Origin of the sequence: Dickeya sp. ws52, assembly GCF_007210685.1 — a bacterium.
In the GTDB taxonomy this organism is placed as follows: Bacteria; Pseudomonadota; Gammaproteobacteria; order Enterobacterales; family Enterobacteriaceae; genus Dickeya; species Dickeya chrysanthemi.
In genome coordinates this window covers 43,543-59,268 of sequence record NZ_SZVX01000019.1, presented here as the reverse complement: position 1 = coordinate 59,268, position 15,726 = coordinate 43,543, and the positions used below count along the sequence as shown (strand labels likewise).

General features: G+C 57.0%; 16 protein-coding genes and 1 riboswitch. Of the genes, 15 read left to right on the top strand and 1 reads right to left on the bottom strand.

The features are described 5' to 3' along the window. Positions 1-68: 68 nt before the first annotated feature. From bioB to FDP13_RS17070, 6 genes are all read left to right on the top strand, one after another. Positions 69-1,106 (top strand): biotin synthase BioB, encoded by a 1,038-nt coding sequence (gene bioB / locus FDP13_RS17095; protein ID WP_027712401.1) that lies wholly within the window; start codon positions 69-71, stop codon positions 1,104-1,106. Then, positions 1,107-2,261, top strand: a complete 1,155-nt coding sequence (bioF, locus tag FDP13_RS17090) for an 8-amino-7-oxononanoate synthase (protein ID WP_143839973.1) — start codon at positions 1,107-1,109, stop codon at positions 2,259-2,261. After that, a complete protein-coding gene (gene bioC, locus FDP13_RS17085; RefSeq protein ID WP_143839972.1) occupies positions 2,248-3,030 on the top strand; it encodes a malonyl-ACP O-methyltransferase BioC in 783 nt (260 codons plus the stop codon). Before bioF ends, bioC begins: the two co-directional genes overlap by 14 nt. After that, positions 3,023-3,703, top strand: a complete 681-nt coding sequence (gene bioD, locus FDP13_RS17080; protein WP_143839971.1) for a dethiobiotin synthase — start codon at positions 3,023-3,025, stop codon at positions 3,701-3,703. The genes bioC and bioD overlap by 8 nt, the downstream gene beginning before the upstream one ends. Positions 3,704-4,436: 733 nt before the next feature. Beyond that, positions 4,437-6,449 (top strand): excinuclease ABC subunit UvrB, encoded by a 2,013-nt coding sequence (uvrB, locus tag FDP13_RS17075; protein WP_143839970.1) that lies wholly within the window; start codon positions 4,437-4,439, stop codon positions 6,447-6,449. 79 nt (positions 6,450-6,528) lie between these two features. Further along, positions 6,529-6,960 carry a VOC family protein gene (locus FDP13_RS17070; protein WP_143839969.1) on the top strand — a complete coding sequence of 144 codons (432 nt, stop codon included), beginning with the start codon at positions 6,529-6,531 and terminating at the stop codon, positions 6,958-6,960. A 3-nt stretch (positions 6,961-6,963) separates the two neighbouring features. Here FDP13_RS17070 and yvcK read toward each other — a convergent pair whose 3' ends face one another. Then, positions 6,964-7,884, bottom strand: coding sequence for a uridine diphosphate-N-acetylglucosamine-binding protein YvcK (gene yvcK / locus FDP13_RS17065; RefSeq protein ID WP_143839968.1), 921 nt, complete (start codon positions 7,882-7,884; stop codon positions 6,964-6,966). Positions 7,885-8,653: 769 nt separating this feature from the next. Between yvcK and FDP13_RS17060 the strand changes: the two genes are divergently transcribed. The 9 genes from FDP13_RS17060 to FDP13_RS17020 all read left to right on the top strand — a co-directional run bounded on the left by FDP13_RS17060 (position 8,654) and on the right by FDP13_RS17020 (position 15,694). After that, positions 8,654-10,069, top strand: coding sequence for a cytochrome ubiquinol oxidase subunit I (locus FDP13_RS17060; RefSeq protein ID WP_143839967.1), 1,416 nt, complete (start codon positions 8,654-8,656; stop codon positions 10,067-10,069). A 1-nt stretch (position 10,070) separates the two neighbouring features. Beyond that, the gene (gene cydB, locus FDP13_RS17055; protein WP_012770230.1) at positions 10,071-11,078 is read left to right on the top strand and encodes a cytochrome d ubiquinol oxidase subunit II; all 1,008 of its coding nucleotides are present in this window, start codon (positions 10,071-10,073) and stop codon (positions 11,076-11,078) included. Positions 11,079-11,125: 47 nt separating this feature from the next. Continuing rightward, on the top strand, positions 11,126-11,272 hold the full coding sequence (locus tag FDP13_RS17050) for a DUF2474 domain-containing protein (protein WP_071603186.1): 147 nt from the start codon (positions 11,126-11,128) through the stop codon (positions 11,270-11,272). Positions 11,273-11,567: 295 nt separating this feature from the next. Continuing rightward, positions 11,568-11,712: riboswitch (molybdenum cofactor riboswitch) on the top strand. Continuing rightward, a complete protein-coding gene (moaA, locus tag FDP13_RS17045; protein ID WP_033576933.1) occupies positions 11,700-12,689 on the top strand; it encodes a GTP 3',8-cyclase MoaA in 990 nt (329 codons plus the stop codon). Its footprint overlaps the riboswitch before it by 13 nt. Before the next feature lie 45 nt (positions 12,690-12,734). Further along, positions 12,735-13,247 carry a molybdenum cofactor biosynthesis protein B gene (gene moaB, locus FDP13_RS17040; RefSeq protein ID WP_033576934.1) on the top strand — a complete coding sequence of 171 codons (513 nt, stop codon included), beginning with the start codon at positions 12,735-12,737 and terminating at the stop codon, positions 13,245-13,247. Positions 13,248-13,253: 6 nt separating this feature from the next. Further along, positions 13,254-13,736: a cyclic pyranopterin monophosphate synthase MoaC gene (gene moaC, locus FDP13_RS17035; protein WP_012770226.1), complete on the top strand. Its 483-nt coding sequence runs from the start codon at positions 13,254-13,256 to the stop codon at positions 13,734-13,736. Then, positions 13,733-13,978, top strand: coding sequence for a molybdopterin synthase sulfur carrier subunit (gene moaD, locus FDP13_RS17030; protein WP_027712388.1), 246 nt, complete (start codon positions 13,733-13,735; stop codon positions 13,976-13,978). The genes moaC and moaD overlap by 4 nt, the downstream gene beginning before the upstream one ends. 3 nt (positions 13,979-13,981) lie before the next feature. Then, a complete protein-coding gene (gene moaE, locus FDP13_RS17025; RefSeq protein ID WP_012770224.1) occupies positions 13,982-14,434 on the top strand; it encodes a molybdopterin synthase catalytic subunit MoaE in 453 nt (150 codons plus the stop codon). Between the two features lie 243 nt (positions 14,435-14,677). After that, positions 14,678-15,694 carry an iron ABC transporter substrate-binding protein gene (locus FDP13_RS17020; RefSeq protein ID WP_033576936.1) on the top strand — a complete coding sequence of 339 codons (1,017 nt, stop codon included), beginning with the start codon at positions 14,678-14,680 and terminating at the stop codon, positions 15,692-15,694. Positions 15,695-15,726: the final 32 nt, after the last annotated feature.

Genomic DNA, 15,726 nt, shown 5'->3' with positions numbered 1-15,726 from the left:
CTCAATTTGGTTGACAGTATACCCACATAAATTACACTGGCGAGACTTTTTTACCCGGAGCAATGATGATGACCGAACGCGTAAACTGGACGCTGGAACAGGCGCAGGCCCTGTTCGATAAACCGTTTCTGGAACTGATGTTTGAAGCGCAACAGGTGCACCGCCGGCACTTTGATCCCCGTCAGGTGCAGGTCAGCACGCTGTTATCCATCAAAACCGGCGCCTGCCCGGAAGACTGCAAATACTGCCCGCAAAGCGCCCGTTACCGTACCGGCATTGAAACCGAACGGCTGATGCAGGTTGAGCAGGTGCTGGAATCCGCTCGTCAGGCGAAAGCGACGGGATCGACCCGCTTCTGTATGGGGGCGGCGTGGAAAAATCCTCACGAGCGCGACATGCCGTATCTGGAGTCGATGGTGCGCGGCGTGAAAGAGATGGGCATGGAAACCTGCATGACGCTGGGCACGTTGCACGGCGATCAGGCCGAGCGGCTGGCGGCGGCCGGGCTCGACTTTTACAACCACAATCTGGACACCTCGCCGGAATTTTACGGCAACATCATCACCACCCGTACTTATCAGGAGCGGCTGGATACGCTGGATAAAGTGCGTGGCGCCGGCATCAAAGTGTGCTCCGGCGGCATTGTCGGTCTGGGCGAAACGGTGCGCGATCGCGCCGGGTTACTGGTGCAACTGGCCAATCTGCCGACGCCGCCGGAGAGCGTGCCGATCAACATGCTGGTAAAAGTGAAGGGGACGCCGCTGGCGGAAAACGAGGATGTAGACCCGTTCGATTTTATCCGCACCATCGCCGTGGCGCGCATTATGATGCCGACTTCTTATGTCCGGCTGTCGGCCGGGCGTGAGCAGATGAACGAGCAGACGCAGGCGATGTGTTTCATGGCGGGTGCCAATTCAATCTTCTATGGCTGCAAACTGCTGACCACGCCGAATCCGAAAGAAGATAAGGACTTGCTGCTGTTTCGCAAACTGGGGCTGAACCCGCAGCAAACCCAGACCGAATACGGCGATAACCAGCAACAGCAGCACTTGGCGGAGCGGCTGCTGCACGCCGATACCGATCAATATTACAACGCGGCGGTGTAAATGAGCTGGCAGCAACGGATTGATCAGGCGCTGGCGCAGCGACAGGCGCAAGACGCTTACCGGGTACGTCTGCCTAATGACGGCGGCAGCGGTCGCTGGTTGGTGCGAGAGCAACGGCGTTATCTCAATTTTTCCTGTAATGACTATCTGGGGCTGAGCCAGCATCCGGCGATTGTGCGCGCCTGGCGGCAAGGGGCGGAACAGTTCGGCGTGGGCAGCGGTGGTTCCGGCCATGTGACCGGGTATACCACCGTGCATGAGCAACTGGAGCAACAACTGGCCGACTGGCTGGGGTATGACCGGGCGCTGTTGATGATCTCCGGTTTTGCGGCGAATCAGGCGGTGGCCACCGCGCTGCTGGCGGAAGGCGATCGTATTCTGGCGGATCGCCTCAGTCATGCCTCGCTACTGGAAGCCGCCAGCCTGTCGCCCGCCGCGTTACGCCGCTTTCACCATAATCAGCCGGAGTCACTGCAACAATTGCTGGAGAAACCGGTCGGCGGCCAGACGCTGGTGGTCACCGAAGGCGTGTTCAGCATGGACGGCGACACCGCACCGTTGGCGGCATTGCATCAGCGCTGTCGTGAACATGGCGCCTGGCTGATGGTGGATGATGCCCACGGCATCGGCACCGTGGGTGAGCAAGGCCGCGGTTGTAGCAACCAGCAAGGCGTAAAACCTGAATTGCTGATCGTCACCTTCGGCAAAGCGTTTGGCGTTAGCGGGGCGGCGGTGTTGTGCAGCCAGTCGGTGGCGGAGTACCTGTTGCAGTTTGCCCGGCATCTGATTTACAGCACTGCCATGCCGCCGGCGCAAGCCTGCGCGTTGTCGGCTGCGCTGACAATCATTCGCGGTGACGACGGCGCAGCCCGTCGCGCCGTACTGACGGAGCGGATTCAGCAGTTTCGCGAAGGCGCCGCCGGGCTGCCGTTTCGCCTGCTGGCCTCGAAAAGCGCCATTCAGCCGCTGATTGTCGGCGATAACGCCTGGTCGCTGGCGCTGTCGCAACAACTGCGGACACAAGGGTTGTGGGTCAACGCCATTCGGCCGCCCACCGTGCCGCCGGGTACTGCTCGTTTGCGCATTACTCTGACTGCCAGCCATCAGCCGGAAGATATCGACCGTTTGCTGGAGGTGTTGTATGACGCCGGCTAACCTCGATGTGCCATCGCCGAGCGCCCATAAACTGGCGATCGCCCACGCGTTCGGCCGGGCCGCTTCCCATTACGACCGCTTCGCCGCCCTGCAGCGCGAAAGCGGCGAATACCTGATGACACTGGTCGACGGCCATGCCGGCGGCGAACTGCTGGATGCCGGCTGCGGCACCGGTTATTTCAGCGCCCGTTGGCAGGCGGGCGGAAAACGGGTGACGGCGCTGGATCTGTCGACGGAAATGCTGGCGGTGGCGCGTCAGCGACGCTCGGCAACGCACTATCTTCAGGGCGATATCGAACACCTGCCGCTGGCGGATGGCTGCGTGGATATCAGTTTCAGTAATATGGCAATCCAGTGGTGCGATGATTTGTCCGCCGGGCTGGCCGAACTTTATCGCGTTACCCGCCCTGGGGGGGTGATTGCCTTTTGTACGCTGGCGCAGGGCACGTTGGCTGAACTGGACGACGCCTGGCAGCGACTGGACGGCTCCCGACGTATTAACCGCTTTTTGTCGCTGGAGACGATTGTCTCCGTCTGCCGTGGCTACCACGCCGAGATCTCGCTGGCGCCGGCGACCTGCCATTTTCCGGATGTGCTGAGCCTGATGCGTTCGGTGAAAGGCGTCGGTGCGACCTGGCTACGGGATGGCCGCGAACACGCCGTGCTGAGCCGTCGCCAATTGGCGGCGTTGGCGATGCACTACTGTCGCCACCCACAGGGGTATCCCCTGACCTATCAACGCGTTTTTGGAGTAATTTACCGTGACTGAACGTTGGTTCGTGACCGGAACCGATACCGAAGTGGGCAAGACCGTCGCCAGCGTGGCGTTGTTGCAGGCGGCCCGCCGCGCCGGATACCGTACTGCCGGTTATAAGCCGGTGGCGTCCGGCTGTGATGTCACGCCGCACGGCATCCGTAATAGCGATGCCTTACAGCTACAGGCCAACAGTTCGGTGGCATTACCGTATGAAGCGGTCAATCCACTGGCCTTTTTGGCGCCGACCTCGCCCCATATCGTCAGCGCCGAGGAAAACCGGCCGATTGCCTTTTCCACCCTCAGCGACGGGCTGCGCAGTCTGGCGCGTCAGGCCGACTGGGTGCTGGTGGAAGGGGCCGGCGGCTGGTTTACGCCGCTTTCCGGGCGGCAAACATTCGCCGACTGGGTGCAGGAAGAAGCGTTGCCGGTGATTCTGGTTGTCGGCGTGAAGCTCGGATGCATCAATCACGCATTATTGACGGCGCAGGCGGTACGACATGCCGGATTACGTCTGGCAGGATGGGTCGCGAATGTGGTGCAGCCGCCCGGTCGCTATCACGCCGCCTATCTGCAAACGTTGCGGGAGAGCATTCCCGCGCCGTTGTTGGGTGAAATCCCGCATTTATCCGAGCCGTTTCAGCAGGATATTGGCGATTACTTAAACATCACTTTACTAAGAGGTTAACGAGTTTAAGTGAATGTTGCGTGAGTGGCGGTTTTATCCCCTTTTCTGATTGAAATTGATAGAAAAAACCATCTTGAAAACTGCTGTCCGATCCACTGGGCCAGCAGTTTTTCTTTTTGCTAAGTCTGTGTCATTTAGTACTTTTTTTTATAATAACCGGCCTGTCAAACGCGGAAATTTTGTTTAAAAGCGGCTTGTGCGCTTCTGACGAGGAAAGGTAACGAAAGACGCCAATACAGGAAGCGCGGGCGCTTGTGGGAGTTATCCACCATTTCTGTGGATAACCGTGTGCATTAGGGTTAGAAAAAACGCGCCAGCCAAGAGCCGGCGCGGGTTGCGCCTGGTTTGGTGCTAATCTCCGCTTTTTTGGTAAAATATTTAAAATCAATAATTTAATTAAAATCAAGTCACTTTTATTGCAACCGGCCTGGTTTGAATAAATCACCGGCACTGGTCAGTGCAGATAATTTGAGAAACGGTATTTCTGGGGATAAATGCGTCATTTTTTGCTGGATAGCCACATCGCTCTGTGTTAGCAGTCCAGAACACTCGCCTTGCATCGGCAATGGTTAAGAATTGCTTGATGCTGTTTTTATATCCAGTAATATGAGGCTGGCAAATCTGGCCGGGGATTTTCATACTAGGCTGTGTCTCTCCCTGCCGACGACGCCGGCCGATCCTGGCCGACGTTCGATGCGTGATTCCAACCGTTTTTTATCCGGGTGTCTTGCTCATGAGTAAAGAGTTCAAACTGCATTCTGCCTTCAAACCCGCCGGCGACCAGCCTGAGGCGATACGCCGTCTGAAAGAGGGGCTGGAGGACGGGCTGGCGCACCAGACGCTGCTGGGGGTAACGGGGTCCGGCAAGACGTTTACCATCGCCAACGTGATTGCCGATCTCAACCGCCCAACCATGGTGCTGGCACCCAATAAAACACTGGCGGCGCAGCTGTATGGCGAGATGAAGGCGTTTTTCCCGGAGAATGCGGTGGAGTATTTCGTCTCTTACTACGATTACTACCAGCCTGAAGCCTATGTGCCGAGCTCCGATACCTTTATCGAGAAGGACGCCTCGGTTAACGAACATATCGAACAGATGCGGTTGTCCGCCACCAAGGCGCTGCTGGAGCGGCGCGACGTGGTGGTGGTGGCGTCGGTGTCCGCTATTTATGGTCTGGGCGATCCGGACCTTTACCTGAAAATGATGCTGCACCTGACGCAGGGGATGCTGATTGACCAGCGCGCCATTCTGCGGCGGCTGGCGGAGCTACAGTACTCCCGCAACGATCAAGCGTTTGGGCGCGGTACGTTTCGGGTGCGCGGCGAGATTATCGATATTTTTCCCGCCGAATCCGAAGATATTGCATTGCGGGTCGAGTTGTTCGATGAGGAGGTGGAGCGGTTGTCGCTGTTCGACCCGCTCACCGGCCACATTGTGCAGGTGGTGCCGCGTTACACCATTTATCCCAAAACGCATTACGTTACGCCGCGTGAGCGCATCCTGCAGGCGATGGAAGAGATCAAGGTCGAGTTGGCAGAGCGGCGTCAGGTGTTGCTCGCCAACAATAAATTGCTGGAGGAGCAGCGGCTGGCGCAGCGTACTACCTTCGATCTGGAAATGATGAATGAGCTGGGCTATTGCTCCGGCATTGAAAACTATTCCCGCTTTCTGTCTGGCCGCGGGCCGGGCGAGCCGCCGCCAACGCTGTTCGACTACCTGCCGGCCGATGGTCTGTTGGTGATCGATGAGTCCCACGTCACCATCCCGCAACTGGGCGGCATGTACCGTGGCGACCGGGCGCGTAAGGAAACGTTGGTGGAGTACGGGTTTCGCCTGCCGTCGGCGCTGGACAACCGGCCGATGAAATTCGAGGAATTTGAAGCGCTGGCGCCGCAAACCATTTATGTTTCGGCGACGCCGGGCAATTACGAGCTGGAAAAATCCGGCGGCGAGATAATCGATCAGGTAGTGCGGCCGACCGGCCTGCTGGACCCGCAACTGGAAGTGCGCCCGGTGACTACCCAGGTAGACGACTTGTTGTCGGAAATCCGCAAGCGTTCCGCCATCAACGAACGCGTGCTGGTCACCACGTTGACCAAGCGCATGGCGGAAGACTTGACCGAATATCTGGAGGAACACGGCGAGCGGGTACGCTACCTGCACTCGGATATCGATACCGTAGAGCGGGTGGAGATCATTCGCGATTTGCGTCTGGGCGAGTTCGACGTGTTGGTAGGCATCAACCTGCTGCGTGAAGGGCTGGACATGCCGGAGGTGTCGCTGGTGGCGATTCTGGACGCCGATAAAGAAGGCTTCCTGCGTTCTGAACGCTCGCTGATCCAGACCATCGGCCGCGCGGCGCGTAACCTCAACGGCAAGGCGATTTTGTACGGCGATAAGATTACGCCGTCGATGGAGCGCGCCATCAACGAAACCCAACGTCGCCGCGAGAAACAGCAGGCGTACAACGAGCAACACGGCATCGTGCCGCAGGGCCTGAACAAGAAGATTGGCGATATTCTGCAGATTGGTCAGCCAACCCACGGCCGGGGGAAAGGGCGCGGCAAGAAAGCGGCGGAGCCGGCGGCGCAGTATCAGCAACTGTCGCCGAAAGCGCTGGACCAGAAAATCCGCGAGCTGGAAAGCCAGATGCTGGCTCATGCACAGAATCTCGAGTTCGAAGAGGCTGCCCGTTTGCGCGACGAAATCCACGCGCTGCGCGAGCAGTTTATTGCGGCGTCCTGATCTCCGCTTCGGCGCTGAGGTGATGGCCCTGCCGACGGTATAACGAGGTGAACTCCATACACAGGTGAGGTGGCGAGTGATGAAAAATCCGATTCCCGGCGTAGACGTTTTGTTCGTGGCCGGTTTTGGGCCGATAACGGTATCGGCTCCGGCCAGTCAGGTGTTCTATCAAACGATGTTGAATCTGCCGTTGAAACCGATGGCGGGCAATGAAGAGTACCTGACCTGCGATGAGCTGGGCGGCGTGAAACACTTTGCGTTATGGCCGCTGGCACAGGCCAGCCAGTCCTGTTTCGGCAGTGATAGCTGGCCTGCGACATACCCGATTCCACAAAGCTGGATGGAGCTGGAAGTGGCGGATATCGCCGCTGCTACCGAGGCTATCAAACAACAGGGCTATCCGCTGCTGGTGGAAAACCGGTTGGAGCCCTGGGGGCAGACGGTAACCCGTTTTCTCAGCCCGGAAGGGCTGCTGCTGGGTGTCACCCACACGCCGTGGCTCAGGGTATAAACTTCAGGCCGGGCACAGCCCGAGCGCGTGCACGGCCTGCTCCAGCGCCGCACAGAGTAATGCGCGATCATGATGATGCGGCACATCCTGCGCGCTCAATGGTTGCCGGATAATCAGACGGTCATTCACGCCCTGAGTATCGGTTCGGGGGGAAACGACGACTGCGTCAATAATACGCCGGTCGATCTTGCTTTCGATAAGTTGCAGCTTCTGCGCCAGCGTCAGACGGGTGGCAATCTGACTCTGCTCTACCCCCAGATTACCGATGTAGACCATCGGCGCACGCGCATCATGCAGCGCTTGCGCCAGATCGGTAAGCAGCAGCGGCGGCATCAGGCTGGTAAGAAAACTGCCGGGGCCTATCAGGATCAAATCTGCGGCGGCAATCGCCGCCAGCGCTTCCTGAGTAGCCGGAGCGGCGGGGTAGAGCATCAGGTCCTGCGGCAGGGCGGCAAGCTGATCGACCGCCACTTCGCCGTATACCGGATTGCCTTGCGTATCAATCGCCATCAGGTCTACCGGTTGCTCCGACATCGGAATCAGCAGTGCATCTACCTTCAACAGATTGCGAATCAGATTGATGGCTTCCAGCGGGCGTACGCTGAGGTGATCCATCGCCTTGAGCATCAAATTGCCGAGATTATGGCCGGACAGTTCGCCATTACCGCTGAAACGGTATTCGAACATGGCCGAGGCGACGCTGGGTGTGGTGATCAACTGATTAAGGCAGTTGCGGGTATCGCCCCAGGCGATGCCGCCTTCCGAGCGACGAATTCGCCCGGTGGAACCGCCATTGTCGGTGGTGGTAACGATGCCGGTCAGCCGCGAGCCGAGAAAGGAGAGCGACGACATCACGCGTCCCAACCCGTGGCCGCCACCCAATGCGACCACGCTACCCAGCTCCGCCAACGTGCGATTGCCCATAAATGCCCTTATATACCGGTTATCTACCTTAAAAAGTAGCGGATATATATCACATGTTGGATGAAAGCAGCATAAGCGCCAGCAGAAAATTTTAATGCCTGTTGCAGACCGGTTGCCGGGTGTACGCCCGCTATTCCCGAAACACCGTCGCGGTATGTGGAAAAAACGGATGTCAGATGACGTTTTTTGCCATGACCCAGAAAGCGTCGCCTAATTATCAGCAACAGGAAACAGAGTTTTTGAAAATATGTTTTTTTTATAAAATATGTCATAAAAAATCCTGTTATATTTTCAGTGGTGTTAATTATCTATTTGTTTTTAATTGAATTTAAATCATTCGATGGATATTTAAAAGCAGTAAAAATAAGCAATATGCACAGATAAATCACACTGTTATAGCGTAAATAGTGCAGACTGTTTATGTCCATTTATTTCCGCCCATTTTAAGATCCTCACCGGCAGTATCCCGCCATTGGCGCACATACTGCCGGCGCTCTATACCCGCCATACTTCACGTTGCAGGTGCGTTGGTTTTTTTATTTGAGTCAGCACCCCAGGGATGCGCTGCGTTGCCGCTACCAGGCTCAACGGCGCCTTGCTCTGAAGGGCCAGCGTGCGGCGTTGTTCAACCACCAGCGTGTCGGCCCGCAACTCGAATTATTTCGGGTGTATGTCATCGGCGCGCGTCGGCGATGTTTACTGTTTCTGGCCTGCGCGCCGGCCGACAAGTCAATCGATAGCAGGGCTGATTACAGTCCAGAGGTAAGACATGTTTGGACTCGATGCATTTCATCTGGCAAGGATACAATTTGCGTTCACGGTATCTTTCCATATCATTTTTCCCGCCATTACTATCGGGCTGGCCAGTTTTCTGGCCGTGCTGGAAGGGTTGTGGCTGAAAACTCAAAACCGCGACTACCGCGATCTCTACCATTTCTGGTCGAAAATCTTTGCCGTCAATTTTGGTATGGGCGTGGTGTCTGGTCTGGTGATGGCCTACCAGTTCGGCACCAATTGGAGCGGGTTTTCCCAGTTTGCCGGCAGTATTACCGGCCCGTTGTTGACCTACGAGGTGCTGACCGCCTTCTTTCTGGAAGCCGGTTTTCTTGGCGTCATGCTGTTTGGCTGGCAGCGGGTGGGGCCGGGGCTGCACTTTTTCGCCACTTGCATGGTGGCGATCGGCACCCTCATTTCCACCTTCTGGATACTCGCCTCCAACAGTTGGATGCAGACTCCGCAGGGCCACGAAATTCATGATGGCATTGTGGTGCCGGTAGACTGGCTGGCGGTTATTTTCAATCCCTCTTTTCCGTACCGGTTGATGCACATGGCGACGGCGGCGTTTCTTGCCAGCGCTTTCTTTGTCGGCGCGTCTGCCGCCTGGTATTTATTACGGCGCAACGATACCCCGGCGATACGCAAAATGTTGTCGATGGCGCTCTGGATGGCGCTGATTGTCGCCCCCGTTCAGGCGTTATTGGGGGACATGCACGGCCTGAATACGCTGAAATATCAGCCTGCCAAAATCGCCGCGATTGAAGGTCACTGGGATAACCCGCCGGGGGAACCCACGCCATTGATTTTGGTGGGCTGGCCGGATATGGAGCAGGAAACCACTCGCTATGCACTGAAAGTGCCTTATCTGGGTAGCCTGATTCTGACCCACAGCCTGGATAAGCAGGTGCCGGCATTGAAAAGTTTCCCGAAGGATGAGCGGCCTAACTCGACGGTAGTGTTCTGGTCGTTTCGCATCATGGTTGGGTTGGGAATGCTGATGATCCTGCTGGGCGTTATGGGGCTGTGGCTGCGCTGGCGCCGGCGGTTATATCACTCGCGGCCGTTTCTGTGGTTCACCCTGCTGATGGGGCCGTCAGGGTTGATTGCGATTCTGGCGGGGTGGTTTACCACCGAAGTCGGGCGTCAGCCGTGGGTGGTTTACGGCCTGCAACGCACCCGTGAGGCGGTATCGGCGCACGGCGACTTGCAGATGAGTATCAGCCTGCTGCTGTTTATCGCCGTGTACCTGTCGGTATTTGGCGTTGGTTATGTCTATCTGATGCGGTTGATTAAAAAAGGACCACAACCGGGAGAGGGCGATGTCGCGCCTGACGGCGGTCCGGGGTTGGCGCATACGCCGGCGCGGCCGTTGTCCGCGGTGCCGGAAATGCTGGAAGAGGAGAAATAACATGGGCATCGAACTTTCTGTCATCTGGTTTGCCATCATTATCTTCGCCACGCTGATGTACATCGTGATGGACGGGTTTGATTTGGGCATCGGTATTCTGTTTCTCGTTAATCGGCAAGCTGTTGACCGGGATGTGATGGTGAATAGCGTTGCACCGGTGTGGGACGGCAATGAAACCTGGCTGGTGCTGGGCGGCGCCGGGTTGTTTGGCGCATTTCCGCTGGCCTACGCGGTGATTGTCGATGCGTTGACCATCCCGCTGACGTTGATGCTGGTCGGGCTGATTTTTCGCGGCGTAGCCTTCGAATTTCGTTTCAAGGCTACACCGTCACACCGCCCGTTTTGGGACCGCGCCTTCCTGTGGGGATCGCTGGTCGCCACTTTTTTTCAGGGCGTGACCGTCGGCGCCGTAATCAATGGGTTTGAGGTGACCGATCGCCATTTCTCCGGCCCGGTATTGGGCTGGCTGACGCCGTTTTCTCTGTTTTGCGGTATTGGACTGGTGGTGGCTTATGCGCTGCTCGGGTGCACCTGGCTTATCATGAAAACCGGGCAGACTCTGCATCGTCGTATGTCTGCGCTGGCGCCGTCGTTGGTGATGGCGTTGCTGGCGGTGATCGTGGTGATCAGCCTGTGGACCCCATTGACGCATCCGGCGATCAGTCAACGCTGGTTTTCGCTGCCTAATTTGTTCTGGTTCTTGCCGGTTCCGGTGTTGGTGGCGGTATGCGCAGCGGGTATCGTGCGCGGCGTGCGTCGTCACGCCCATTATTCGCCCTTTCTGTTGACGCTGGGGCTGATATTTCTTGGCTTCACCGGGCTTGGCATCAGCCTGTGGCCGATGATCATTCCGCCGTCGCTGACGCTATGGGATGCCGCCGCGCCGCCGCAGAGCCAGGGGTTCATGCTGGTCGGTGCGCTGCTGATAATCCCCGTGATCCTGGGGTATACCGGCTGGAGCTACTATGTGTTTCGGGGAAAAGTGCGGCCGGACGAGGGATATCATTGATGACGCTTTTTGCCATTCCCTCAGCGGTGAAGAGAGGTTTTGTGGATATGACGACACCGAAAAAACCGCCCCAGCCGTTATGGCGACGGTTGTTATGGATGCTGGTGTTATGGGGCGCCAGCGTACTGACGCTCGGTGTGGTTGCGATGCTGTTTCGTTTGCTGATGACCGCCGCCGGACTGAAAACGCACTGAGTATCCCGGCATCTTTACCTGCATCTCACGCCCGTTGCTTGTTTTGCGGGCGTTTTTATTCCCCAGGTAAAACCGCTTAATCCCGCGTACGTTACCTCTATGGGAGTAGGAGATATACGTCGTCCTATGACGCAGGTCAGAAAAGTTGAACGGATTTCCGCTATCCTACGGGTGAAAATAGTGAATGAAATCCGCTATATACAAGTTTATATACCGCATTTTCAGTGACGGAAAGCTTGGTTTGGCGATAGACTTCATGAAGTAATCACGGTTGTCCAGCATCGGTGTTCGATGCCGGGTAATCAAACTCCTAGCCCCGGAGCCTACGTTCGCGTGTCAGCGCGTATAGGGTTCCCTGGCCGTGACCCGCGGGTCACCAGGGTGCAGGGTAGAAATGCCCGCATCTCCCGTATTTGGAAAGGTGTTTATGGTGAGTCAACTGACCGATGCGTTTGCGCGCAAGTTTTACTATTTGCGTCTGTCGATAACGGATGTCTGTAATTTCCGCTGTACCTATTGTCTGCCGGACGGCTATCAGCCCAATGGCGCGACCCCTCATCGTTTTCTGTCGTTAAGTGAAATCCGCCGTATTGGTCGGGCATTCGCCGAGCTGGGCACGGAAAAGGTGCGCCTGACCGGCGGCGAGCCGTCTTTACGGCGCGACTTCGTCGAGATTATTGCCGCCATCCGCGAAAATCCGGCCATCCGCACGCTGGCGGTCACCACCAACGGTTACCGGCTGGCGCGGGATGTGGCGAGCTGGCGCGAAGCCGGGCTGACCGCCCTTAACGTCAGTGTCGACAGCCTGGATCCTCGTCAGTTTCATGCCATTACCGGGCAGGACAAATTTCGTCAAGTGATGGACGGCATCGATGCCGCCTTCGCCAACGGGTTCCGCCGGGTGAAAGTCAACACTGTGCTGATGCGCGATGTCAACGACAGTAGCCTGCACACCTTTCTCGAGTGGATCCGCACCCGGCCGATCCAACTGCGTTTTATTGAACTGATGGAAACCGGTGAAGGGCGGGAGATGTTTCGTCGCCACCACGTTTCCGGTCAGGTGATCCGCGAGCGTCTGTTGCAGCAAGGTTGGTTGCAGCAGGTTCGGGAGCGCAGCGACGGCCCGGCGCAGGTGTTCTCGCACCCGGATTATCAGGGTGAGGTGGGGTTGATCATGCCGTATGAAAAAGACTTTTGTCAGAGTTGTAACCGGCTGCGGGTTTCGGCCATCGGCAATCTGCATCTGTGCCTGTTCGGCGAGCAGGGCATTCCGCTGCGCGATTTGCTGACGGATGACGACCAGTTGGACGCGCTGAAATTGCGTATCTCCGGCGGCCTTGGCAGCAAACGACAGGCGCATTTCCTGCATGACGGCAACAGCGGCATTACCCCGAATCTTTCCTTTATCGGCGGCTGAGCAGCCGCACAATACGGTATGACGGCATACCGTTACGGAGTGTTTATGAGTAAGGTCAGCAGCGAATTGATGCCTCTGCGTGTGGCGGTGATGACGATATCCTCCCGCCGTACCGCCGACGACGATACATCCGGCGATTATTTGCGCGAGGCGTTGCAGCAAGATGGGCATCATCTGGCGGACAGCGCGATCGTCGGTGAAAACCTGTATCACATTCGTGCGCAGGTTTCCGCCTGGATAGCCCGCGACGATGTGCAGGTGATTCTGATTAACGGCGGCACCGGTTTTACGTCCGGCGATCTGGCGCCGGAGGCTTTGCGGGTGTTGTTCGACCGGGAAATCGAGGGATTTGGCGAACTGTTTCGTATGGTGTCGTACGAAGAGATCGGCACCGCCACCATCCAGTCTCGTGCCATCGCGGGGCTGGCCAACCAGACGGCGATTTTCGCCATGCCCGGCTCGACCAAAGCCTGCCATACCGCCTGGGAACGCATCATCCGCGAGCAACTGGATGCGCGCCAAAAACCCTGTAACCTCTATCCTCATTTGAAAAAGTAAGCTGTTATGGCACAACTGACCCACATTAACGCCGCCGGTGAGGCGGCCATGGTGGATGTTTCCGACAAAGCCGAAACCGTGCGCGAGGCCCGCGCCGAAGCCTTTGTGGAAATGGCACCGCAAACTCTGGCTATGATCATCGACGGGCGACATCACAAGGGCGATGTTTTCGCCACGGCCCGCATCGCCGGTATTCAGGCCGCCAAACGTACCTGGGAACTGATTCCGCTATGCCATCCGCTGCTGCTGAGCAAAGTCGCCGTTGAACTGGAGGCTCAGCCGGAATATAACCGGGTGCGCATTGAATCCCTGTGCCGGTTGACCGGCAAAACCGGGGTGGAAATGGAAGCGCTGACCGCCGCCTCGGTAGCGGCGCTGACTATTTACGACATGTGCAAAGCGGTGCAGAAGGATATGGTGATAGGCCCGGTGCGGCTGCTGGCAAAAAGCGGCGGTAAATCCGGCGATTTTAAGGCGGAGGCATCATGATTACGGTGTTGTTTTTTGCGCAGGTGCGTGAACTGATCGGCATCGACCGATTATCGTTGCCCGCGGAATACCAGAACGTGGCATCGCTGCGTCAGGCGCTGTGTGAACGTGGCGACCGTTGGGCGCTGGCGCTGGAAGACGGCAAACTGCTGGCGGCGGTTAATCAGTCGCTGGTGACGATGACGCATCCATTGACGGATGGCGACGAAGTGGCGTTTTTCCCGCCGGTCACCGGAGGTTGAGCGATGGAAACGCGCATTCGGGTAGGACAGGAACCGTTCAGCGTAGGCGACGAGTACGCCTGGCTGGCAACCAGCGATATGGACGGCGCCGTGGTGACGTTCACCGGCAAAGTGCGTAATCACAATCTCGGCGATCACGTCAGCGCACTGACGCTGGAACATTATCCGGGCATGACCGAAAAGGCATTGGCAGAGATTGTCGATGACGCGCGACAGCGCTGGCCGATTCAGCGGGTAAGCCTGATTCATCGGGTAGGCGCGCTGTTCCCCGGCGACGAGATTGTCTTTGTCGGCGTCAGTGGCGCCCACCGGCAGGCGTCGTTCGATGCGGCGCAATTCATCATGGATTACCTCAAGACGCGCGCACCATTCTGGAAGCGGGAAGCGACGTCGGATGGCGACCGTTGGGTCGATGCCCGCGACAGCGATCGACAGGCGGCAGAGCGTTGGTCATAGCCGATAGCGGCGGATTGATTGCCGCCGCTACATGATTTTTGCCGAAATGATTTCATCACCAGGAAAAAAACGATAAAAAGCAGCGAATTATAAAATTTGCATTAAAATAATGTTAAGGAAATAATTAATAAGAATTATTTTTATTTCTATTTTTATGCAACGATAATGAGCAGCGGTAATTTTCCGCCTGATTCGCTTTTATTGTCATACAGTTAATTGCCATACAGTGAAAAGGATAATGGTATGAAACGGCGTATAGCTTCTCTGTTCCCCGCCACGTTGCTGGCGTCTTCCCTGATGATGGGGTTCTCCTTCGGCGCACAGGCGGAGGAGTCAGGTATTGTGATTTACAACGCACAGCACGAAAATCTGGTGAAATCCTGGGTGGACGGTTTTACTCAGGATACGGGTATCAAAGTCACGCTGCGTAATGGCGGCGACAGCGAATTGGGCAACCAACTGGTGCAGGAAGGTAATGCCTCGCCGGCCGACGTGTTTTTGACGGAAAACTCGCCGTCGATGGTGCTGGTGGATAACGCCAATCTGTTCGCGCCGCTGGATGCCGGCACGCTGGCGCAAGTGGAGTCGCAGTATCGTCCGTCCCACGGTCGCTGGGTAGGCATTGCCGCGCGCTCGACGGTCTTTGTCTACAACCCGGAAAAACTGACCGAGGCGCAGTTGCCGAAGTCACTGATGGACCTGGCCAAACCGGAATGGAAAGGCCGTTGGGCGGCTTCTCCGTCGGGTGCTGATTTCCAGGCGATCGTCAGCGCGATGCTGGAGCTGAAAGGCGAGAAAGCGACGCTGGAATGGCTGAAAGCCATGAAAGCCAACTTCACTGCGTATAAAGGCAACAGCACGGTGATGAAAGCCGTGAACGCCGGCCAGATCGATAGCGGCGTCATCTATCACTACTACCCGTTCGTCGACGGCGCCAAAACCGGCGAAAACAGCAAAAACGTCCGTCTGTACTACTTCAAACATCAGGACCCGGGCGCGTTCGTCAGTATCTCCGGCGGCGGCGTGCTGGCTTCCAGCAAGCATAAAGAACAGGCTCAGGCGTTCATCAAGTGGATCACCGGCAAAAAAGGCCAGGAAGTGCTGCGCACCAACACCGCGTTTGAATACGCAGTGGGCGTGAATGCTGAATCCAACCCGAAACTGGTACCGCTGAAAGACTTGCAGGCGCCGAAAGTGGACGCCGCCAAACTCAACGGCAAGAAAGTGGTTGAGCTGATGACCGAAGCAGGTCTGCTGTAATGTGTCAGTGCAGGGCGGGAGTCTAATAAGAC

What these genes read in the sequence shown, in the direction of transcription:
- moaC (WP_012770226.1), top strand. Translation starts at nt 13,254, where the DNA reads ATGGCACAACTGACCCACATTAACGCCGCCGGTGAGGCGGCCATGGTG.
- uvrB (WP_143839970.1), top strand. Translation starts at nt 4,437, where the DNA reads ATGAGTAAAGAGTTCAAACTGCATTCTGCCTTCAAACCCGCCGGCGAC.
- cydB (WP_012770230.1), top strand. Translation starts at nt 10,071, where the DNA reads ATGGGCATCGAACTTTCTGTCATCTGGTTTGCCATCATTATCTTCGCC.
- moaA (WP_033576933.1), top strand. Translation starts at nt 11,700, where the DNA reads ATGGTGAGTCAACTGACCGATGCGTTTGCGCGCAAGTTTTACTATTTG.
- FDP13_RS17020 (WP_033576936.1), top strand. Translation starts at nt 14,678, where the DNA reads ATGAAACGGCGTATAGCTTCTCTGTTCCCCGCCACGTTGCTGGCGTCT.
- bioF (WP_143839973.1), top strand. Translation starts at nt 1,107, where the DNA reads ATGAGCTGGCAGCAACGGATTGATCAGGCGCTGGCGCAGCGACAGGCG.
- yvcK (WP_143839968.1), bottom strand. Translation starts at nt 7,884, where the DNA reads ATGGGCAATCGCACGTTGGCGGAGCTGGGTAGCGTGGTCGCATTGGGT.
- FDP13_RS17060 (WP_143839967.1), top strand. Translation starts at nt 8,654, where the DNA reads ATGTTTGGACTCGATGCATTTCATCTGGCAAGGATACAATTTGCGTTC.
- bioC (WP_143839972.1), top strand. Translation starts at nt 2,248, where the DNA reads ATGACGCCGGCTAACCTCGATGTGCCATCGCCGAGCGCCCATAAACTG.
- bioB (WP_027712401.1), top strand. Translation starts at nt 69, where the DNA reads ATGACCGAACGCGTAAACTGGACGCTGGAACAGGCGCAGGCCCTGTTC.
- FDP13_RS17050 (WP_071603186.1), top strand. Translation starts at nt 11,126, where the DNA reads ATGACGACACCGAAAAAACCGCCCCAGCCGTTATGGCGACGGTTGTTA.
- FDP13_RS17070 (WP_143839969.1), top strand. Translation starts at nt 6,529, where the DNA reads ATGAAAAATCCGATTCCCGGCGTAGACGTTTTGTTCGTGGCCGGTTTT.
- moaB (WP_033576934.1), top strand. Translation starts at nt 12,735, where the DNA reads ATGAGTAAGGTCAGCAGCGAATTGATGCCTCTGCGTGTGGCGGTGATG.
- moaE (WP_012770224.1), top strand. Translation starts at nt 13,982, where the DNA reads ATGGAAACGCGCATTCGGGTAGGACAGGAACCGTTCAGCGTAGGCGAC.
- moaD (WP_027712388.1), top strand. Translation starts at nt 13,733, where the DNA reads ATGATTACGGTGTTGTTTTTTGCGCAGGTGCGTGAACTGATCGGCATC.